The organism is uncultured Tissierella sp. (genome assembly GCF_902479755.1).
GTDB lineage: Bacteria > Bacillota > Clostridia > Tissierellales > Tissierellaceae > Tissierella > Tissierella carlieri.
Genome location: NZ_CABSQO010000011.1, coordinates 1 through 21,379 on the forward strand (window position 1 = coordinate 1; position 21,379 = coordinate 21,379).

The following is a 21,379-nucleotide window of genomic DNA, read 5'->3' on the forward strand; positions in this document are numbered from 1 at the left end:
ATCATATATTAATATTTTTAAATTATTTCCGATTTTGTTTTAACCAATGTCTAAAATTTACCAGATGGGCTATTAAAAACGAGGCTGTATTTTGAGATTTAAGAAACTTTTCAGAGGATGTCCATATAATAGGTATGATTAACAAGTATAACTTAAATTTGAGCCTATAGTGCTTTTCAATGGATTATTGAAATTATATAGTAAAAGGTTCTTAAATATTGTTGTTGAAGAGCTAATTATATTTAGTTATCATATTATTATGAAAACATTTACAAATAAAATTATGTAAAAAAAGTATCGATTATTTGGTAGTAATGTATTTTTTAGGTTGTCATCGAGTAGAGTATGAATTTTTAGAACTATTAGTAAGACCAAGGGATATAACCAAATGGATATTATGTATCAATTAAAGTTATATGATGCTATAACAATTGGGCATTATCTTTAGTATTTTAAAAGTTATATTTTTTACGTAATAGATGCGAATACTATGATGAAAATGGTTTTGAAATAAGATTTTCAGCAAAATTTATTTTACTAAAAAGAAAGTATATTTTACTAAAAAGAGTTAAATGGAAGAATTATTTACACAGATATATTTAAAGGGATATGTTAATTTATCTCAATAGAACTGTCGTTAGCAATTAATCATATAAAATATTATTGAATAATAAGTCTAGAAAACATAAAAAATCAAAAATTAAAAAAATAAATCAATAAATGTTCCACGTGGAACATTTATTGATTTAAAAGATTTACTCTAATAAATCTTTCTTAAATTTTTCATAATCTTTTAATAGTGCTACTTTCTTCTTATCATTTACTATAAAGGTAGGTACACTATCTATTTCGTATACAGATGCTAAATATTTAGCTTCTTTCATCTTTTCATCAAAGCTGCCATTGTCAATACAATTATTCATTTCTACTATATTTAGTCCAGCTACTAATCCTATTTCATTAATTATTATAGGTTCTCCAACATTTTTACCATATTCAAAAATTGTTTTAAAAGCTTCTTTAGCAAACTCGTAATACTTGCCTTCTTCATGTGCATAAAGAGCTGCCTTATGCAATCTATGGGTGTTAAATTTTTTAATTTTACTATTATATATTAATCCATATTCTGAACCAAGTCTTTCAATTCTTCTGTAGCTCATATCTATTTGCTCTTGAGGAATATGATTAGTTAAATAAACTCCCTCTAAGGACAAGTCGGGATCTAATTCATAGGGTAACCATTCAATATTTATGTCAGGGGTTTCTTGTATCAGCTTATTAGCTATTGAAAATCCTATATAGCAGAAGGGGCAAGCAAAGTCCGAAAATACCTTTATATTAGTCATTGGATCACTCCTTATTTATATTTATTTATACTTAAATTAGATATACCCAAGAAGTAATATAACTAACAATTTAAAATCAATACAATAATCCTTATTATCAAATTACATTATCATTACAAATTACTTAATAATCACTAAACTAAATTTATTTATGATATGATTAAGATAGATTAGCTTAGCATAAAATGAGGTGAAGAAAATGAAGGATAATAAAAGCAATTTTTTTATAGCTTTTATTATAATATATATATTGTTCGGATTCTTTCCAGGTGTAAAGATAGACTATGTTTCGCCTATTAAATTTCTGATGTTTAGACCAATAGACTATTTAATAAGAAACTTCTTTCATCTTTGGAAGATTAAATCAATTGTTTCAATAGGAGCTGTTTTTATAAGTTATATAATTAAGGAGCAGAAAATTAAAAAGTATAATAGGGGAGATAGGTGAGCTAAATGAGCTTAAGACCTATCGAAAGATCAAAACCTAGATTAATAGCAGGAAAATGTTATTTTACTTCTAAAAGGTATCTTTATTGGATATTTGGAGGAGTGAAGTTTTATGATGTATGGTTCATTTTTAGAAGAAGGGAGATATAATAATTAATGTTCCATGTGGAACATTAATAAGCTATTTGTTATTATCTTAAAGGAAATTAATATTTATAAAGGAGTGAGAAAATTGATTCAGTATAAAACATACTCTTCAAATTTAAAATACTTAGAAATAGGACAAGGCTTCTTTGATGGATGGCCAAATCCACCTAGTGTAGAAAAACATAGAGAAATTTTAGAAGGTAGTTATAAATCTATAGTTGCTATAGATGAAAATAATATGATAATTGGTTTTATAAATGCTATTAGTGATGGAGTTTTATCTGCATATATTCCTCTTCTAGAGGTGTTGCCTCAATATAAGAATCAAGGTATAGGAACTGAATTAGTTAAAAGGATGTTAGAGGAACTAAATGATTTTTATATGATAGATTTACTATGCGATGAAGACTTACAATCATTTTATAAAAAACAAGGAATGTTTAAAGCTCAAGGAATGATGATTAGAAATTATAAATGTCAATCAGGTAAAGAAATAGAATAAATAGATACTTCTATAATCTATAATAAAGTCCTCATTTGTTTTTTATTTTTAAAAAGGATTTGACCTTAATGGATTTCAAAAAAAGGATTTAACTTTTTAATAGAAGATCTTTTATATTTACTATGATATTAAATTTTAATTAGAAAATTATTTATGCAATGAGGTGCTAATATGATAACAAAACGGGAATTTAGAAAGTTAGGTCTCTCTGATTTAGATATTGTATTACAAATGGAAAAGGATTTTAGAAATGGATTTATTGATGGGGAAAATGCAAGACAATTTCTTTTAAATCCAAACAATTGGATTTTTGCGTGTGTTCAAGAAGGAAAAATAATTGGATTTGCATATGGATATGAGCTTAATCGACTTGATAGCAAAGGAAATATGCTATACATTCATGAAGTAGGCGTGCTCCCGGAGTATCAGAGGCAAGGCATTGGATTTCAGATGCTTACCGATATAAAGAATTTATGTAAGCTGATGGGTATTTGTAGATTTTTTTTATTTACACAAAAAAACAATACTGGTGCCTGTGCATTGTATGAAAAATCTGGTGGTGAAAAAACAAGTGATGGAAAGGATAATGACGTAACATATTTCTTCAATAAGTTTGACTAGTTTTATTCTGAGGAGTGATATAATTGAAAAAAGTAAATGTTGTGTATTGCCTAATATACAATGAAGAAAGTAAACAGATACTTATGGTATATAATTGTGATAGTGATAGTTGGTCTATGCCTGGAGGTGCAGTAGAAAAAGATGAGACTTTAGAACAGGCTGTTATTAGGGAGGTACGTGAGGAAACAGGTCTTTTAGTAAAGATCAAAGATGTAGCTGCTGTAAACGAATGTTTTTTTGAAGAGGAAGATGAACATGTCGTTTTTATCACATTTAGAGGGGAAATTATTGGAGGAAATATTTCAATTGAAAATCCTCAAGAAATTTCTGAAATAGTTTGGGTAGATATTTGGAAAGCAGATGAGTTAATGCCGTACTATAAATTTGGTATTGAAGAACTAATTCATAAATCTGCTACATATTTCTATGAAAATTAGTTTTGCTATTCCTTTAATGTTCCACGTGGAACATTAAAGATTTCTTTCAAATATTAACATAATCTGATATCATATAAGTAATAAGATGAAACACAGGGTGGTGGTTTTTTGGGCAAAATTATATCCATATTCAATCAAAAAGGTGGTGTTGGAAAGACTACAACCACCATAAATTTAAGTGCAGGATTAGGAAGGTTAGGAAAGAAAGTTCTTTTGATTGATATTGATCCTCAAGGTAATTCAACCTCCGGACTAGGAGTGGAGAAAAATGATGGATATCCTATTATCTATGATGTATTGGTAAATAAAGTGGATTTGAAGGATGCTATTAGAGAAACTTCAGCAGAGGGTGTAAGCATAATTGGATCAAATAATGAATTAGCAGGCTTAGAAATAGAATTAGCTAGAGAAGGAAATTGGGAAAAGATACTAATAAGCAAATTAGAAAATGTTAAAGATAAATACGACTATATTTTCATAGATTGTCCTCCATCCTTAGGAATACTTTCTGTAATAGGATTAGTTGCTTCTGACAGTGTAATCATACCTATTCAGTGTGAGTACTATGCATTAGAAGGTGTAAGCCAATTATTTGAAACAATAAAACTTGTAAAGAAAGGATTGAATCCTAACCTAGAAATTGAAGGAGTTGTTCTTAGCATGTTTGATGGTAGGACAAACTTATCCATACAAGTAGTAGATGAAGTAAAAAGTTTTTTTAAAGGAAAGGTTTACGTAAGTCTTATTCCTAGAAATGTAAGATTAGCTGAAGCACCAAGCTATGGATTATCAATTATGGATTATGATTCTAAATCAAAGGGTGCAGAGGCATATATGGAGTTAGCTGAAGAGTTTTTAGAATTAGTTGAGGAGTGATAATATGAGTGTAAAAAAAAGAGGGTTGGGTAAAGGATTATCTGCTTTAATTTCTGAAGAAATAACAGTTGATGAAGGCAAACCGTCAAATGAGTTCGTTGAAAACATAGATATAAAATTGATTATACCTAACGAGAACCAACCGAGACAAGAATTCCACGAAGATGCACTATCAGATTTAACTAATTCCATAAAAATACATGGACTAATACAACCAATTATAGTTAGGAAGGTAAAAAATAAATATGAAATAATAGCAGGGGAGAGACGTCTAAGAGCCTGTAAGGCGTCTGGACTAGAGGAAGTTCCTTGTATTATAAAAGATGTAAATACAGAGATGTCAGCAAAATTTGCTTTGATTGAAAATATTCAAAGAGAAGATCTAAATCCTATAGAAGAAGCTTTAGCATATAAGAAATTAATGAAAGATTATAATCTGACTCAAGAAGAATTAGCAAATGAGGTAGGAAAATCTAGATCATATATAGCAAATACAGTTAGACTTTTAAATTTAGAAGATGAAATTATAGACTATATAGCTAAAGGAGAGTTAACATCTGGTCACGGTAAAGTTCTATTAGGTATTAAAGATAAACAACAACAATTATTGGCTGCAAAAAAAATAATAGATAATAATTTAAATGTCAGACAGACAGAGGAAATGACTAACAAAAAAACTATAGCAACTAAAAGTACCAATAGTAAAGAAAATAGAGATCCTCATATAATGGATTTAGAAGAAAATTTAATGAGAACATTAGGCACAAAGGTTAATTTGATACAAGGAAATAAAAAAGGAAAAATTGAAATAGAATATTATGGATATGAAGATTTGGAGAGAATCATAGAAGTTTTAACTAAGTAAGCATATATTTTATTTAGAAAGATTGAAAGGAGAAATATATGGAATTAAATATATATCAAGTAGATGCTTTTTCTGATAAGGCTTTTGGAGGAAATCCAGCTGGAGTAGTTTTAGATGCTAAGTATCTAACCGAGGATATAATGCAAAATATTGCCAAGGAAATGAACTTATCTGAGACTGCATTTGTCACTTCAAGGGAGGATGATTTATTTACAGTAAGATTTTTCACGACCGTTTGTGAAGTAGATTTATGTGGACATGCTACAATTGCAACATTTTATACTTTAGCAAAAATGGGATATATTACGTCCATTGCTGATGGTGTAAAAACGGTTTATCAAGATACAAAAGCAGGTAAACTGTCTGTTGATATAATATTCAAAAATGGTAAAGTAGATAAAATATTTATGGAACAAGCTACTCCTAAGAAAATTGGTTCAATTAGTGATATATCTCCTTTAATTGAATCTATGGGGATTAATATAAATGAAGTTGGGGTATCAGATGATATAATATATCCAGAAATAATCTCTACGGGTCTCCCAGATATTATATTACCTATAAAGAAAAAGGAAGTATTAGATAAATTAGATATTGATATGAAAACTTTAGCAAAGATTTCTCAAGATTTAGGTGTAACTGGTGTACATGCATTTCATTTACCAGAAATAAATTCAAGCGTTGTATATACGAGAAATTTTGCTCCTTTAGTAGGGATTGATGAGGAAGCTGCTACAGGAACATCAAATGGTGCTTTAATTTATTTTTTAAAGAAAAACAATTTAATTGAAGATAATAATATAATATCTTATCAAGGTCAATCTATGAATAGACCTAGTACTATTTACTGTGAAATTATAGAAAAGAATGAGAAGTCAGTGGTTAAAATTGGAGGAAATGCTAAAATAGTCATAAATGGAGTGATCTCCATATGATATAAAAATCAGCCTATAAATGTTGATTTAGATTATTGGCTTATGGCTTTTTGATTACATTAAAATTGAAAAGCCATTTGATTTTATAAAAATTCATATCTTAAAACTCCAAAACCTGTTAAACCGAGCATAAGATAAAAAACATAATTTCATATTTAGACAACTCATTCGTCAGGGATTATATTTTTTAAAATAATACAGGGAAATAAATAATATCTATACGTTTTATCCAAGTAATTGGTTATTCCAGGGTTTTTTTAAATATCTCTTCTAGTAATTTAATAGGAATTGGTTGATTATGAAAAATTTGCAACATACCTTTAGGAGTTATTTTATATTCAGAAAGTTCTTCTTTATAAAAAGGTACAGCATTTGCTTCAATATTGATATGATCTTTAAATGGTATAATGCGAATAAATCTATCTTCAACATAATATGAAGGCAGCTTAGCCCACAATTTTTCATCTATTTTTTTAGATGTACTGCCAAAGATAAGTTCATGTATTGAATAGAATCTTTGAACTGTTTGATTGTCAAACTTATCTAAATAACTAGATATATCATTATTCATTTAAATCCCTCGCTAATTATATAAATTTTATGGATAGCTATTAGTTATGTATATTATCCCAATAATGTTAATTGTAGCATATTTTAAGGGAAAATTAAATTCTAAATAAAAAACTATTGGTATATAGAAATGTTGACAATTTGAATCAACCAAAAAATGGTTGTTTTTTTATTCAAAAAAGTGGATTATTTATATATAAAATAGGCAATATAAAACAGAGGAATTAGAATAAGGTACAATGTTTGAAGAAAAATTAACAAAATATAGTTTACAAAACTATAGAGAAATGATATATTAAGAACTGTGTCATAAAAATTTATTATACTAGAAGAGGAGGAAGGTTTTAATGCAAGAGTTTGTTACCTTAATAAACGAATTTTTGTGGGAAAAGTTTTTAATTTATGCTTTGTTGTTTATAGGAATTTATTATACTTTTAGACTAGGAGTCCCACAAATCAGTAAAGTTGGAGCAGGATTTAAGCAGGCTTTTGGAGGAATATTTAAAAAGGACAAAAAAGCTGATGCAGATGGAATGACATCTTTCCAAGCTTTGGCTACTGCAGTAGCGGCACAGGTAGGTACAGGTAACCTAGCAGGTGTAGCAACAGCTATAGCGGCAGGCGGTCCAGGAGCTATTTTCTGGATGTGGGTATCTGCAATACTAGGTATGGCTACTAATTTTGGAGAGGCCGTACTTGCGCAAAAATATGCAGATAGATCTGGCGATGAAGTTACAGGAGGTCCAGCTTATTATCTATCAAAAGGTGTAAAAAGTAAATTTTTGGCAGGATTTTTTGCTGTTACTATAATAATAGCATTAGGATTTGTTGGTAATATGGTTCAATCAAACTCAATAGCAACTGCTGTTAATGCAGCATTTGGATTTAATAAGGTTATTATAGGAGTTGCAACTGCAATATTTGTAGCTCTTATACTAATAGGTGGTATGAGTAGAATTGCTAGCTTTGCAGAGTTAGTAGTACCATTTATGGCTCTACTTTATATCATAGGTAGTTTTGTAATAATATTTAAAAATCCTTCTGCAATAGGGCCAGCATTTAAAAGTATATTTACAGGTGCATTCACTACTCAGGCAGCAGTAGGTGGAGCTTTAGGGGTTACAATGAAGCAGGCTGTTAGATTTGGTATTGCAAGAGGATTATTCTCCAATGAGGCTGGTATGGGTTCAACACCACATGCCCATGCAGTTGCAAAGGTAGATCATCCAGCACAACAAGGTATGGTTGCCATGGTTGGAGTTATAATAGATACATTAGTTATATGTACAGTTACAGCATTAATCAACTTAGTTACAGGAGCTAATACTCTAGGCCTTACAGGTATAGAAATGACTCAAAAGGCATTTCAACTAGGCCTTGGTAGTTTTGGATTAGTATTTATAGCTATTAGTTTATTCTTCTTTGCATTTACTACTATAATAGGATGGTATTTCTTTGGAGAAGCAAATATCAAATACTTATTTGGGCCTAAGGCTGTAAATGTTTATAGAATTTTAGTACTTGGCTTTATCATTCTAGGTTCATTTATGAAAGTTGATTTAGTATGGGATTTGGCAGATACGTTTAATGGTCTGATGGTTATTCCTAACTTAATAGGTCTTTTAATATTAGCACCACAAGCATCTGCTATATTAAAGGATTATGATACTACATTTATAAAGCAACAAAGATAAGAATAAATAAGATAATTATATAATAAATAAAGATTATGAAAAGGGAACAATTGATGTTCCCTTTTTTCAACATTTATAGTAAAATACAACTAGGAGGTGCATGTAAATGTTTATAGACAAAAGCCTAAAGGAATACATAGCTGCTACAGCTAGTGGAGAGCCTACACCAGGAGGTGGAAGCGTTGCAGCTTTGGTAGGTAGCCTCGGAGGAGCACTTACTAATATGGTTAACAATTTGACAGTTGGTAAAAAAGCGTATGAAGAGCTTTCAGATGAGATTAAGTCAGAAATAGCTCAAAATTCAAAAGAAGTTGAAAAACTTGTTGAAGAATTGAGTAGTATTGTAGACGAGGATACAAAAGCCTTTGATAAGGTAATGGAAGCTTTCAAACTTCCAAAAGAAACTGATGAGGAAAAAGCAGCAAGAACAAAAGCAATACAAGAAGGATATAAGATAGCTTTAGAGGTTCCTCTAAGATGTGCTGAAAAATGCTTGAGAATATTAGAGCTACAAGAAGTTTTTGCTAATTACGGAAATGTAAATGCTATTACAGATGTTGGGGTAGGTACATTATTAGCTTATTCAGGATTAGAAGGAGCCCTGTTTAATGTAACTATTAACCTAGGCAGCATTAAAGATGAAGAATTCAAGAAAGAGATTTCAGCTAAGGTGAATAATCTTCTAAATGAAGGAAAGAAATTAAAAGAAAAATTATTGGATATAGTATACAAAAGATTAGGATAAGAGAAGGAAAACCTTCTCTTTTTCTTTATGTAATAATAAAAATAATGTAGTATAATAGTAGTATAAGTAGAAAAGTCTTCATTATTAAAAGCTTAGGGGGGAACAGAATGTTTAAGGAACAACTTAAGGATATCATAATTAAGGCTAAGGGTGCTAAAAATTCGGAACTGGTACTTAAAAATGCAAATATAATAAATGTTTTCAGCGGTGAAATAATTAAAGGTGATGTAGCTATTGATAATGGAAGGATAGTAGGAATAGGAGAATATAAAGGTGAGAATGAAATAGATTTAGAAGGTAAGTATTTGTCTCCTGGATTTATAGATAGTCATGTTCATATAGAATCATCTATGTCATCTCCTTCTCAATTTGCTAAAGTAATAGTGCCTAGAGGAGTAACTACAATTATAGCTGACCCGCATGAAATAGCAAATGTTAAAGGTATAGAAGGGATAAAATATATAATTGAGGATAGTAAAAATGTTCCATTAGATGTTCAAGTAATGTTACCTAGTTGTGTACCTTCTACAAATTTTGAAAATGCAGGTGCTATATTAGAAGCTAAAGAGCTAAGAGATTTAATAGATGAAGATAATGTAATTGGATTAGGTGAAATGATGAATTATCCTGGAGTTATATCTGCAGATGATAATGTATTAGATAAATTAGTTTTGTTTAATGATATGATAATAGACGGTCATGGACCTATGATCAGTAACAAAGATTTAAATGCATATGTGGCTGCAGGAATAAAAACAGAGCATGAATGCTCTACTATAGAGGAAGTAATAGATCGCATTAGGCTTGGTATGTATGTCCTTCTTAGAGAAGGCTCGGCAGCAAGAGACTTAAGAAACATAGTCCATGGAGTAAATAAAGATAACTTGAGACGATTTTTGCTTTGTACTGATGATAAGCATCCTGATGATTTAATTAATGAAGGTAGTATAGATTTTAATATTAAGCTGGCAATAAAGTCCGGCATTAATCCAGTAGATGCTGTTAGAATGGCTACATTAAATCCATCGGAATGTTATGGACTAAAAGATAAGGGAGCCATAGCACCAGGATATACGGCAGATTTAGTAGTAATAGATAATTTAGATGATTTAAATATATTAAAGGTATTTAAAAGTGGAAAATTAGTAGCTGAGAACAATAGGGCTTTGTTCGATTCTGCAATATATTTGCCAGAAAATATGACTGAATCTGTAAAGATAAAAGATATAATGATAGAAGATATCCAAATTCCTATGAAAACAAATAAGGCCAATATAATAGGTGTAATAGAAGATAGTTTAGTTACCGACAGAGTAGTAAAAAAAGTAAATATAGTAGATGGATATTTTGATTTTTCTAATGATGATATATTGAAACTTGTAGTAATTGAAAGGCATTTAGCTACAGGTAATATAGGAGTAGGACTTATTGAAAATTTTAATTTAAAAAATGGTGCTATAGGTTCAACAGTAGGTCATGATTCACATAATATAATAATCATAGGAGATAATGATGAAGATATTTTAATAGCTATTGAAGAAATAAAAAGGATTGGTGGAGGACTTACACTTGTATCTGAAGGAAAAGTATTAAAAAGCTTGCCTCTAGAGATTGGTGGTATAATGACATCTAAACCTATCGAGGAAACAAATTCTACTTTAAAAGAAATGATGAAGATATCCTATGAGGAATTGAAGGTAAATAAAAATATAGATCCTTTCATGACCTTAGCATTTATGGCTCTACCAGTAATACCCAAATTAAAGCTTACAGATATGGGGTTATTTGATGTGGAAAAATTTGATTTTATTGAAGCTTATAATGAGGATTAATATAAAATGATGATTAGAAAATGGGAGTGATTTTATGGTATATTTCGATAATGCAGCAACATCTTATCCAAAGCCAAAGATAGTCTATGATACTATAATGGAAGTTATGATAGACTATGGCGCTAATCCAGGAAGGTCAGGCCATAAAAAAGCATTAAAAGCAAGTAGGGGAATATTTGATACTAGGACTCAAATTAGTAAACTCTTTAATATAAAAAATCCTATGGATGTAATATTTACATTTAATTGTACAGAAAGTTTAAATATGGCTATAAAAGGAGCCTTAAAACCAGGTGATCATGTGATCACTACCTCTATGGAACATAATTCTGTTTTAAGACCTATCACCTTTTTAGGAAAATTAGGGATTACAAATACCATAGTACAGGGAGATTCTAAGGGGAGAATCAATCCAAAACATATTGAAGAGAGCATAAGACCAGAAACTAAAATGATTGTAACTACTCATATCTCAAATTTGACAGGAAATATAATGGATATTGAAACTATTGGAAAGATTGCAAAAAAACATGGAATAATTTATCTAGTAGATGGTGCCCAATCAGCTGGAGTTTATGATATTGATGTTGAAAAGATGAATATAGACCTTCTTGCCTTCCCAGGTCATAAAGGATTATTAGGACCCCAAGGTACTGGTGGGCTTTATATTAGAGATGGTATAGAATTAGCTGAAATTTTTCAAGGCGGTACAGGTAGTATTTCCCATTCATTGGATCAACCTGATGTAGTTCCAGATAAATTTGAATCTGGTACACCAAATGCTCCTGGTATAATAGGACTTGGTGCTGGTATTAAATATATATTTGAAGAAGGTATAGAAAACATTAGAAACAAAGAGGAAAGTCTTACAAAGCATTTTATTGAAGAAGCATCAAAAATAGATGGAATTAAGCTTTACGGATGTCTAGAACCTGGTTATCATGCACCAGTCGTTGCTTTAAACATAGGAGATGCAGACTCATCTGAAGTAAGTTATATTTTAGATGAAGAATATGATATTGCAGTAAGACCAGGACTGCATTGTGCTCCTTTAGCACATAAGACTATAGGAACTTTTGAGCAAGGAGTAGTTAGATTTAGCTTTGGATATGAAAATACCCATGAAGAAATAGAATTTGCTATTAAAGCGTTAAGGGAAATAGCCAAGGAAGTATAGAGAGGAGAAGTTATATGGTTCAGCTAAGAGATTTTGTGGCATCGTACAATATAGAGATTATGATAGGACTTATTGCAGCATTACTTGTATTATTAGTATTATATCTAATAGCTGAGATAAGAATATCAAAGATAAAAAAGAAATATAATGAGTTTACTAGAGGTGTAAAGGGTGTAAATGTAGAAGAACTTCTAATAAAAACTGGTGAAGAATTGAAAGATATTCGTGTAGATATGAATAATATAGAAGAAAACATGAAAAATATTGAAACAAAGCTAGCCTTTGCTATTCAAAAGGTTGGCTTTGTAAGGTATAATGCCTTTGGTGATATGGGGTCAGATTTAAGTTTTTCTATTGCATTATTGGACAAGTTCCAAAATGGCTTTGTTCTCACCAGTATTTATGGCAGAGAACATACTACTAGCTATGCAAAACCAATTAAGTTTGGCAAATCTATATATCCATTATCTGTAGAGGAAATGCAAGCCATAGATAGAGCAGTAATGGGTGAATATAATGAAAAGACTCTTTAATAGGGGGATAATTGCAGATGAGTAAAATTCTTTTTATTATAAATCCTGTTGCTGGTGGAGGAAAGGCTAAGGGACTGATTCCATTAATTAAGGAGATAATGAATAAGCATAAAAAAGATTATGAAATAAAGTTAACTACAAGACCTAAAGAGGCTATCAATATTGCAGAAGACAGTGTAGAGAATTATGAAATAACAGTTGCAGTAGGTGGAGATGGAACTGTAAATGAAGTGGCTAGGGGATTAATTAACACAGGTAAAGGTACCCTAGGTATTGTCCCCGGAGGTACAGGAAACGATATGGCAAAAAGTTTAGGTATATCAACAGAGCCCGTTAAGGCATTAGAAACTTTATGTAGGGGACTAAAAAAAGATATAGATATCGGGTGTGTTAATGATTCTAATTTTTTAAATATAGCTAGCGTTGGGTTTGATGCAGAAGTTGTAATAAATAATCAAAGTATAAAGACGGTAATAAAGAGTGGAATATCTTATGCTGTCAGCGTTATATATACATTATTAAGTTTCAAAAAAAAGAAAGTGAAAATAACTATAGACGATAATGTTATGGAAGAAAAGATAATATTGTTGGCAGTTGGCAATGGGAAATATTATGGTGGTGGAATGAAAATTTTACCTATGGCAAAAGTTGATGATGAATACTTAGATATATGTATAGTTTCGAATATTAATAAATTAAAGCTACTATTTTTATTTCCTACTATTTTTAAAGGGAATCATATTAAATATAAGAAGTATGTTAAAATGTATAAGGGAAAAACTATTAAGGTAGAGACAAGAGATAAAATATATATAAATATAGACGGAGAAATAGCTCCAGATATGAAAGAGATCGTGTTTTCTATGGAAGATAAAAAATTAAATGTATTATGTGAAGAAAAGTAGCCGAAGGCTACTTTTCTAATATATAACTTTCATCCTTATCACTATATAATCTAGAAAGTGATAAATAAATACTTTTTGATATAATATCAGCCATATTCATTACTAAAGATAATCGAGTATTTTGTAATACCATAAATTCCATCATTCCACCAATATTTACAATTCCAGTAATTGCTATATCTCCTACGGCAGGCAATACTTTATTGACACCAGCTCCTGGTCTTAAAGGAGAGTTTTTAATCGATAAATAGCCTATACGATCTTGCTTACCGAGAGAAGAATCTACAGCAATTATAAAAGGGTTTCTATGGTTTTCATTTATCTTATCAAGACTTTCCTCCAGATTTTGAGCATGAATAGGATATTCTAAAGTACCTATTAGACTCACATCTTTAAAGTTTTTTATTATTGGGGATAGTTTATGCCCCACTAGGGGACCTAGAGCATCTCCTGTAGATCTATCCGTTCCAATACAAAGTATGACTAAGTCTCTGTTTCTTTCATGTTCTTCGGACAAATACTTGAAAACTAGATTTGAAAATCTAGATAAAGCAAAAGGCGAAGATGAGTCTATGTAGTTATTTTTTATAAATATGTTCATTATACCCTCCTATTTCTCTTATTATTTATTTGTATTAAAGATAAAAGGATATTAGAAGTATTACCTTAAAATAAATATAAATACTTTTACTGATAAGAATAAAAAAATATTAAGAAATTTTAATATTTTTAATATGATTTTTATAACATAATAAATGATATAGAAATACGTTGAAATGACTAGAATATTAGTAGATGTATAAACTATGGCAAATAGAATATAATAAGACTAATTAGACATGCTAGAGAGTTGAAAAAAAAATAATCTGTGATATAATTGTTACAGAATGATTACAAACAGATTACAAATGTGATTTAGATAGTCTTGGACTAGGAGGGTACAATATGGAAAATCCCAATCATATAAGAATGAGTTTAGAGTATATAAGAAAAAAAATAAATAAAATTATTGATTGCGGTAAGAAAATTCAAATTAAAAATATAAATTTTAAAAGCATACATATGAAAATGGTTCTAACTGGATTAATGATTATATCTATAATAGCTTTAAGTATTACAGGATATAAAGCTAGTCAAATTAGATTGAAAGCATTCGATGTTTATCTTGGTGAGGATAAAGTAGGTACTATTAGGCAACAAGAAGAAGTTTTATCTATAATGGATAATCTAGAAAAAGAATTAGCAGGTACATATAATATAGATATAGTTTTAGATAAGGATGTTAAATTTCAGGAAGTAAAAGCTAAAGACGATCTAATAACATCTAGTGATGAATTGAAAAAAGAAATTAAGTCAAAGATTAGTTTTTTAGTATATGGATATGTACTTAAAGTCAATGATATGGAAGTAGGGGCATTAAAGACTAAAGAAGAAATTGAAGATATAATTAATAGAATAAAGCAGCCTTATGAAGAGAGTAACAAAGAAGATACTAATATAAAAGAAATAAAGATAGTTGAAAATGTAGAAATAGCTAAAAAAGAGATGCCATTGTACAAAATCGGCAATGTAGAAGATTTATACAATTATTTATTGACAAGTTCAGAGGAGATAAAAACTCATACAGTTGAAGTAGGAGAAAGTTTTTGGACTATAGCAAAGATATATAACTTATCTGTTGATGACTTAATATCTGCTAATCCAGATAAGAATCCAGAGAAGATACAAATAGGTGATGAGGTAAAATTAGTTGTACCAAAACCTGTTCTTACAGTAGCTACAGTGGCAGAAGTAGAGTATACTGAAAAAATAAAGTATGAAACAGAATTTGAATATAATGATAAGATGTATAAAACTGAGAAGAAAACCAAGGTAACTGGTGCTAATGGTGAAAGAAAAGTCGTAGCAAATGAAGTAAAGCATAATGGTATTCTAGTAGAGAAAGAGATTGTGAAAGAAGAGATACTTCAAAATCCTACTACAGAAGTTATAATTAAAGGTACTAAAGAACCTCCTAAAACAGTTGCAACAGGCGCATTTTCAATGCCTACTAGGGGAACTATTTCTTCTAGATATGGTATGAGAAATGGAAGGATGCATAGAGGTCTTGATATTGCAGCAAAAACGGGAACAGCTATAAATGCTGCTGATGGAGGTAAAGTAGTATATGCAGGATATAGAGGTGCTTTTGGTAACTTAGTTGAAATTGATCATGGAAATGGTTTTAAGACTAGATATGCTCATTGTAGTAAGATACTGGTAAAAGTAGGAGATAAAGTATATAAGGGTCAACATATAGCTAATGTGGGAAATACTGGTAGATCCACAGGATCACATCTTCATTTTGAAGTCTTAAAAAATGGAAAAAATTATAATCCAAGTAACTATTTAAAATAGAGGAAGCCTTCGCTTCCTCTATTTGTTTTAGAATCTAGAGTCTAATAGAAAAACGATTACTAATAATATTAATATACTCTCAAAGATTTCACTTTCACCAAATATTGAATTTACTTGTTGATTATTTTCTATCTTATTTATTGTATCTCCAAATAACATTTTAAGGTTCAACATACCCGCTCCTTGATTTTCTTTTGATTCTTTTAAATCTATACAAGATGCTGTAATCCTATCCCTTATTTCTTGTGGTGAAAGATTTCCATGCTTATTTAATAAAAGTGCCACGGAGCCTGAAACTAAAGGTGTAGCCATAGATGTACCGCTTAGAGAAGCATAACTATCTAATTTAGTATTAGATAAAGATTTTATATTTACTCCAGGAGCTACTATATCAGGTTTCATTAGACCTTCTATAGTTGGACCGCGACTAGAGAATGGAGCAATGGTATCATCAGATGGATCTATAGTTCTTTTATCATCAACAGCTCCAACAGTTATAACATTCCTACTAATACCTGGAGATAATATAGTACCTTCTTTAGGACCACTATTACCTGCAGCAGCAATTACTATTAATCCTGCTTTTACAGCCATATCAACAGCTTTACATAAAGGATCTTTGTCACATGAGTTATTCGCAGGAGTACCTAAAGAGATATTTATTATTTTTGTATTATATTTGTCCTTAGTTTCTACTACATATGATATAGCTGCAATTATATCAGAAGTGCTTCCTCCACCATATTGATCTAAAGCTTTGATTCCCAATATATTGGCTTTAGGAGCTACTCCCATATATTTCCCATTAGAGGACAATCCATTTCCTGCAATAATTCCAGCTACATGAGTACCATGACCATTATCATCATATGGAATTTCTTTACCACTTATCATATCTTTAAACCCAACGATTCTATTAGTAGGTCTAGTTAAATCATAATGAGGAGCTACACCTGTATCGATTACAGCTACTGTAATGCCTTTACCTTCATAGCCTTTGTCATGAGGAAAGTATGCATCCATAGTAGGAGTTGCAATATCTAATAGCGTGTATACCTTTGAGTCAAAACTGATGTAATCTACCTCTGGACTATTTACAATCCGATATATGGTTTCAGTAGACATAAGCCCAGCAAATCCATCTATTAGAGGTAAGTTAGTCTTGATTCTATTAGATAAATTATTGATATTCTTTTTTAGATTTGATCCACTATTATTAAATTGTACGATTACAGGCACATCTTCCATGGATTGAGACATTATTTTTGCACTTAGAATAGGGCAAAGTTTAGTATTAATTATTTTTTTCACTATTACCACCTTCCTTGGTCTATTCTATGCTGCAAAAAAATAAAATGTGTCAAAAAGAATAGAAGACTTTAATTTTAAATTAATACATTATGGAAGTCTTCTATAAAATTTATTTAGACAAAGATTAAACTAAGATTAAATAGAAATTTTTTATATATTATAAAGTTATTCTCACCACGTCGATACTTTTCACATGCTCTATTTTAGTTTCTTTACTAGAATTCATACAACTTCCAATGAAAAAACCTCCTTAAGTGGAGCAAGTAATTTTAATTAATTACATTGTCACTTAGGAGGTATCATCTCATAGGGATTTTTCTATTTTTTAATAAATAATTTACTAACTTCACCTACGATTAAAGGAATAAAGGCATATTCTAAAATTGCAGCCCAGTCCCTTACACCAAGAGAGAAGGTATTAAATATTGGTTGCATAAATGGTATATATAGGACTCCAAGTAATAAAATAAATGAGAATAGAGTTCCATATACTAAGGTTTTATTTGTAAAAAATCCTATTTTAAATAAAGTATATCTCTGAGACCTACTAGAGTAAGCCCTTAATAATTCTGCTGTTATTAAAGCTGTAAAAGTTATAGTTCTTGCTTTATCTATATTATCTGCATAGGTAGAAAGCCCCCATCTATAAGCAAGCAAAGCTGCTCCTCCAACCGCTAAACTCTGTAGCAATATTCCTACTAACATATTTCTAGTAAGAATAGGTTCATTAGGGTTTCTAGGAGAAACCTTCATAATATCAGGATCGCCTTTTTCAACTCCTAAAGCTAGTGCAGGGAAACTATCAGTAACTAAATTTAACCACAGTAGCTGGATTGGTAATAAAGGCACTGGTAAATTTAACAGTATACTAGTAAAGACTAAAAATATCTCTCCTATATTGCAGGATAGTAAGAAGAAAACAAATTTCTTAATATTACTATATATTATTCTACCTTCTTCTACAGCAGATACAATAGATGCAAAATTATCATCAGTTAAAATTAATTCTGCAGTATTTTTAGCTACATCTGTACCAGTAATACCCATTGATACACCAATATCAGCTCTCTTTAGAGCCAGTGCATCATTTACTCCGTCGCCGGTCATAGCAGTTATCTCACCATTAGCTTTTAGTGCACTTACTATTCTTACCTTATGTTCTGGTGAAACTCTAGCATAGACTTTTACATCTTTTACTACTTCTCTTAGTTCTTCATCGGAAATCTTATTCAATTCTTCTCCCATCATAGCTTCATCTATGGATTCTGCCATTCCAAGTTCTTTTGCTATGGCGAAAGCAGTTTCCTTATAATCTCCTGTAATCATAACAGTCTGTATACCTGCTTCCTTACATTTAGCTATAGCATCTTTAGCCTCTGGCCTTGCAGGGTCTATCATACCTACCAATCCTATAAGGGTCATATCTACTTCATTTAAATCAGGGGAGATGTCTTTTGGTAATTCATTATATTCTTTATAGGCAAAGGCTAAAACCCTTAAAGCATCTTTTGAAAAATAGCTATTTACTTTTAATACTTCTTCTTTCATATTATCATCAAGATCCATAACCTTGCCATTTATACTAATACGATTACATCTATTAATAATTATATCTGGAGCTCCTTTAGTAAAGGAAACAATTTTATTAGGTATATAATCTTTATGAAATGTGGTCATCATTTTTCTATCTGAATCAAAAGGTATTTCTTCTATTCGAGGAAACTCATTATTAATTGTATGTTTATTAATATTACCTTTACCAGCCAAGGTGACTAGAGCACCCTCTGTAGGATCTCCAATAACTTTATATCCATCAGATGTTTTTTCTAAGTCAGCATCATTAGCTAATGCAGATATGGAGAGGAGTGTTTGCAAATCACCTATATCTTCTACTTTTATATTTTCTCCTTCTAACTTAAAATCTCCAGTTGGCTCATAACCTCCACCAGTTACATCTATTATTTTTCCATCTGTAAATACTTTAACTACCGTCATTTCATTTTGAGTTAATGTACCAGTTTTATCAGAACAAATGATTGTAGTAGAACCCAAGGTTTCAACTGCTAAAAGTTTTTTTACAATAGCATGTCGTTTAACCATTCTATTCATACCAATAGCTAATACGATAGTTACAATTGCAGGCAGACCCTCAGGTATAGCTGCTACTGCTAAACTTATTGCAACCATAAACATTTCTAAAACCTCTCTGCCCTGAAGAAGTCCCATACCGAAGACAGCGATACAAATAAATATTGTAGTAAGACCTAGTACTTTCCCTAATTGATTTAATTGTTTTTGTAGAGGAGTCACTTCATCTTCAAAGGATTGAATCATAGTAGCTATTTTTCCAATTTCTGTATCATGACCTGTGCCTACAACAATACCTTTTCCTCTACCATAGGTAATTGCAGTGCTCATATAGGCCATATTTTTTCTATCACCTAAAGATACTTCATCTTCAAAAGTTATATTACTATCTTTTTCTACTGGTACTGATTCACCAGTTAGGGAGGCTTCCTCAATTTTTAAATTGGAACTTTCCACAAGTCTTAAGTCTGCAGGTATAATATCTCCTGCATCTAAGGATACAACATCTCCTGGCACCAAAGTATTAGCAGGAACTATTACTAAATTACCGTTTCTAATAACTTTAGCATTAGGTGAAGACATTTTCTTAAGCGCATCTAAAGCTTTTTCAGCTCTGCCTTCCTGATAGATGCCTAAGAATGCATTGACAATAACTATGGCTAGTATAACTATAGCATCCTTTGATTCACCAACAGCAAATGAAACGACTGCAGCCCCTATTAAAATTAAAATAAGAAAATCTGAAAACTGAGCTATAACCTTAGAGAGAAAACTTTTTTTATCCTCTTCCTTCAAATCATTAGGACCATACTTTTCCAGTCTAAGATCCACTTCATCTTTAGTCAATCCAGAATTAATATTGGTATCCAAGTCCAACAACAACTCTTCTTTACTTTCTCTGTACCATTCTTTCAAAGATATCCCCTTCCTTCTAAATCTTATTAATTAGTATACCACTTATAAATAAAATAAAACAAAAAAGACCCTTGGTTAAATCCTGAAATTTAACCAAAGGTCTTGCTTCCTGAAGATTACTAGGTAGTTAGCCGGGAAAATCCGTATTGACGACTAACAATTTTTAAGCTACTCCCCTTCGAATAGTATAATTATACAGTAAAATAGGTTTAAGTTCAAGATAAATATTGTGAATAATATCCAAATCACAATATTTATTTGACAATGAATATTCTTTATTAGATAATCTAATAGAGAAGAATAATTATGTAAATAGTTAATTGGAGTGATTCAATATGGATAATAAAATATTGGTGATTGATGACGAGAAGGCAATTGCAGATATAATAAAATTCAACCTAGAAAAAGAAGGTTATAGTGTAGAGACAGCTTATGATGGCGAAGAAGGTGTGCAAGCTGTTAGTAGAGTTATTCCAGATTTGGTTATTTTAGATGTTATGATGCCTAAAAAAGATGGATTTCAAGTTCTAAGGGAGATTAGAATGTATCATAAATTTCCAGTTATAATGCTTACTGCTAAAGAGGAAGAGGTGGACAAGGTATTAGGCTTGGAACTTGGGGCAGATGACTATATTACAAAGCCCTTTAGTATGAGAGAGTTAATTGCAAGAGTAAAAGCCAACCTAAGAAGGGTTGATTTTTCTAATGTTTCTAGCTCAAATGATACGAGTGTTATGATCACTTCAGAGGATTTAATAATAGATTTAAATAAATATGAAGTTAAAAAAAATGGAAATATTGTAGAGCTTACACTTAGAGAATATGAATTACTTAAATTCTTAGCTTCTAGTTCTAACCAAGTGTTTTCCAGAGAACAATTGCTGGAAGAAGTATGGGGATATGAGTATTATGGAGATATTAGAACAGTGGATGTTACTGTTAGAAGGCTAAGAGAAAAAATAGAAGATAATAGTGGAGACTTTAAATATATTTTAACTAAAAGAGGTGTAGGCTATTACTTCAGGAGGGCGTAACT

20 protein-coding genes are annotated in these 21,379 nt (G+C 30.5%); 15 read left to right on the plus strand and 5 right to left on the minus strand.

Annotated elements, in window-relative coordinates; translation table 11 throughout:
• Positions 1-755: 755 nt before the first annotated feature.
• Positions 756-1,346: a DsbA family protein gene (locus RDK80_RS07630; protein ID WP_308523933.1), complete on the minus strand. Its 591-nt coding sequence runs from the start codon at positions 1,344-1,346 to the stop codon at positions 756-758.
• 199 nt (positions 1,347-1,545) lie between these two features.
• Between RDK80_RS07630 and RDK80_RS07635 the strand changes: the two genes are divergently transcribed.
• The 7 genes from RDK80_RS07635 to RDK80_RS07665 all read left to right on the plus strand — a co-directional run bounded on the left by RDK80_RS07635 (position 1,546) and on the right by RDK80_RS07665 (position 6,176).
• Positions 1,546-1,794: a hypothetical protein gene (locus RDK80_RS07635; protein WP_308523934.1), complete on the plus strand. Its 249-nt coding sequence runs from the start codon at positions 1,546-1,548 to the stop codon at positions 1,792-1,794.
• A gap of 231 nt (positions 1,795-2,025) precedes the next feature.
• Positions 2,026-2,442: a GNAT family N-acetyltransferase gene (locus RDK80_RS07640; RefSeq protein WP_201260068.1), complete on the plus strand. Its 417-nt coding sequence runs from the start codon at positions 2,026-2,028 to the stop codon at positions 2,440-2,442.
• Positions 2,443-2,613: 171 nt separating this feature from the next.
• Complete coding sequence (locus tag RDK80_RS07645; RefSeq protein WP_308523935.1) at positions 2,614-3,063, plus strand: GNAT family N-acetyltransferase; 450 nt, start codon at positions 2,614-2,616, stop codon at positions 3,061-3,063.
• 23 nt (positions 3,064-3,086) lie between these two features.
• Positions 3,087-3,500: an NUDIX hydrolase gene (locus RDK80_RS07650; protein ID WP_094904238.1), complete on the plus strand. Its 414-nt coding sequence runs from the start codon at positions 3,087-3,089 to the stop codon at positions 3,498-3,500.
• A gap of 108 nt (positions 3,501-3,608) precedes the next feature.
• Entirely contained in the window at positions 3,609-4,376 is a 768-nt protein-coding gene (locus tag RDK80_RS07655) for an AAA family ATPase (protein ID WP_308523936.1), read from the plus strand.
• 4 nt (positions 4,377-4,380) lie between these two features.
• A complete protein-coding gene (locus tag RDK80_RS07660; RefSeq protein ID WP_308523937.1) occupies positions 4,381-5,241 on the plus strand; it encodes a ParB/RepB/Spo0J family partition protein in 861 nt (286 codons plus the stop codon).
• A 38-nt stretch (positions 5,242-5,279) separates the two neighbouring features.
• Positions 5,280-6,176, plus strand: a complete 897-nt coding sequence (locus tag RDK80_RS07665) for a PhzF family phenazine biosynthesis protein (protein ID WP_308523938.1) — start codon at positions 5,280-5,282, stop codon at positions 6,174-6,176.
• 241 nt (positions 6,177-6,417) lie between these two features.
• Here RDK80_RS07665 and RDK80_RS07670 read toward each other — a convergent pair whose 3' ends face one another.
• Positions 6,418-6,747 carry a hypothetical protein gene (locus tag RDK80_RS07670; RefSeq protein ID WP_094903786.1) on the minus strand — a complete coding sequence of 110 codons (330 nt, stop codon included), beginning with the start codon at positions 6,745-6,747 and terminating at the stop codon, positions 6,418-6,420.
• Positions 6,748-7,093: 346 nt separating this feature from the next.
• On the opposite strand from RDK80_RS07670, the gene RDK80_RS07675 reads away from it, so the two are divergent.
• From RDK80_RS07675 to RDK80_RS07700, 6 genes are all read left to right on the plus strand, one after another.
• Complete coding sequence (locus RDK80_RS07675; protein WP_308523939.1) at positions 7,094-8,440, plus strand: sodium:alanine symporter family protein; 1,347 nt, start codon at positions 7,094-7,096, stop codon at positions 8,438-8,440.
• A 106-nt stretch (positions 8,441-8,546) separates the two neighbouring features.
• Entirely contained in the window at positions 8,547-9,185 is a 639-nt protein-coding gene (locus tag RDK80_RS07680; RefSeq protein ID WP_094903790.1) for a cyclodeaminase/cyclohydrolase family protein, read from the plus strand.
• 107 nt (positions 9,186-9,292) lie between these two features.
• A complete protein-coding gene (ade, locus tag RDK80_RS07685) occupies positions 9,293-11,017 on the plus strand; it encodes an adenine deaminase (protein ID WP_308523940.1) in 1,725 nt (574 codons plus the stop codon).
• 34 nt (positions 11,018-11,051) lie between these two features.
• The gene (locus RDK80_RS07690) at positions 11,052-12,194 is read left to right on the plus strand and encodes an aminotransferase class V-fold PLP-dependent enzyme (protein ID WP_094903794.1); all 1,143 of its coding nucleotides are present in this window, start codon (positions 11,052-11,054) and stop codon (positions 12,192-12,194) included.
• A gap of 14 nt (positions 12,195-12,208) precedes the next feature.
• Entirely contained in the window at positions 12,209-12,727 is a 519-nt protein-coding gene (locus RDK80_RS07695; RefSeq protein ID WP_308523941.1) for a DUF4446 family protein, read from the plus strand.
• A gap of 17 nt (positions 12,728-12,744) precedes the next feature.
• Entirely contained in the window at positions 12,745-13,632 is an 888-nt protein-coding gene (locus tag RDK80_RS07700) for a diacylglycerol kinase family lipid kinase (RefSeq protein WP_308523942.1), read from the plus strand.
• Positions 13,633-13,639: 7 nt separating this feature from the next.
• Here the strand turns inward: RDK80_RS07700 and yyaC are convergent, their stop codons facing one another.
• Positions 13,640-14,233, minus strand: a complete 594-nt coding sequence (gene yyaC, locus RDK80_RS07705; RefSeq protein ID WP_308523943.1) for a spore protease YyaC — start codon at positions 14,231-14,233, stop codon at positions 13,640-13,642.
• 344 nt (positions 14,234-14,577) lie between these two features.
• Between yyaC and RDK80_RS07710 the strand changes: the two genes are divergently transcribed.
• A complete protein-coding gene (locus tag RDK80_RS07710; protein ID WP_094903802.1) occupies positions 14,578-16,029 on the plus strand; it encodes a M23 family metallopeptidase in 1,452 nt (483 codons plus the stop codon).
• 27 nt (positions 16,030-16,056) lie between these two features.
• On the opposite strand, the gene RDK80_RS07715 is transcribed toward RDK80_RS07710, so the two are convergent.
• Positions 16,057-17,340 (minus strand): S8 family peptidase, encoded by a 1,284-nt coding sequence (locus RDK80_RS07715; RefSeq protein ID WP_308523944.1) that lies wholly within the window; start codon positions 17,338-17,340, stop codon positions 16,057-16,059.
• A 318-nt stretch (positions 17,341-17,658) separates the two neighbouring features.
• Positions 17,659-20,343 carry a calcium-translocating P-type ATPase, SERCA-type gene (locus RDK80_RS07720; RefSeq protein ID WP_094903806.1) on the minus strand — a complete coding sequence of 895 codons (2,685 nt, stop codon included), beginning with the start codon at positions 20,341-20,343 and terminating at the stop codon, positions 17,659-17,661.
• Positions 20,344-20,678: 335 nt separating this feature from the next.
• On the opposite strand from RDK80_RS07720, the gene yycF reads away from it, so the two are divergent.
• The gene (gene yycF, locus RDK80_RS07725; protein ID WP_094903808.1) at positions 20,679-21,377 is read left to right on the plus strand and encodes a response regulator YycF; all 699 of its coding nucleotides are present in this window, start codon (positions 20,679-20,681) and stop codon (positions 21,375-21,377) included.
• Positions 21,378-21,379: the final 2 nt, after the last annotated feature.

Bases quoted from the DNA above. Each gene is read 5' to 3' on its own strand.
- RDK80_RS07630 (WP_308523933.1), bottom strand. From the start codon at position 1,346: ATGACTAATATAAAGGTATTTTCGGACTTTGCTTGCCCCTTCTGCTAT.
- RDK80_RS07635 (WP_308523934.1), top strand. From the start codon at position 1,546: ATGAAGGATAATAAAAGCAATTTTTTTATAGCTTTTATTATAATATAT.
- RDK80_RS07645 (WP_308523935.1), top strand. From the start codon at position 2,614: ATGATAACAAAACGGGAATTTAGAAAGTTAGGTCTCTCTGATTTAGAT.
- RDK80_RS07660 (WP_308523937.1), top strand. From the start codon at position 4,381: ATGAGTGTAAAAAAAAGAGGGTTGGGTAAAGGATTATCTGCTTTAATT.
- RDK80_RS07665 (WP_308523938.1), top strand. From the start codon at position 5,280: ATGGAATTAAATATATATCAAGTAGATGCTTTTTCTGATAAGGCTTTT.
- RDK80_RS07670 (WP_094903786.1), bottom strand. From the start codon at position 6,747: ATGAATAATGATATATCTAGTTATTTAGATAAGTTTGACAATCAAACA.
- RDK80_RS07675 (WP_308523939.1), top strand. From the start codon at position 7,094: ATGCAAGAGTTTGTTACCTTAATAAACGAATTTTTGTGGGAAAAGTTT.
- RDK80_RS07680 (WP_094903790.1), top strand. From the start codon at position 8,547: ATGTTTATAGACAAAAGCCTAAAGGAATACATAGCTGCTACAGCTAGT.
- ade (WP_308523940.1), top strand. From the start codon at position 9,293: ATGTTTAAGGAACAACTTAAGGATATCATAATTAAGGCTAAGGGTGCT.
- RDK80_RS07690 (WP_094903794.1), top strand. From the start codon at position 11,052: ATGGTATATTTCGATAATGCAGCAACATCTTATCCAAAGCCAAAGATA.
- RDK80_RS07695 (WP_308523941.1), top strand. From the start codon at position 12,209: ATGGTTCAGCTAAGAGATTTTGTGGCATCGTACAATATAGAGATTATG.
- RDK80_RS07700 (WP_308523942.1), top strand. From the start codon at position 12,745: ATGAGTAAAATTCTTTTTATTATAAATCCTGTTGCTGGTGGAGGAAAG.
- yyaC (WP_308523943.1), bottom strand. From the start codon at position 14,233: ATGAACATATTTATAAAAAATAACTACATAGACTCATCTTCGCCTTTT.
- RDK80_RS07710 (WP_094903802.1), top strand. From the start codon at position 14,578: ATGGAAAATCCCAATCATATAAGAATGAGTTTAGAGTATATAAGAAAA.
- yycF (WP_094903808.1), top strand. From the start codon at position 20,679: ATGGATAATAAAATATTGGTGATTGATGACGAGAAGGCAATTGCAGAT.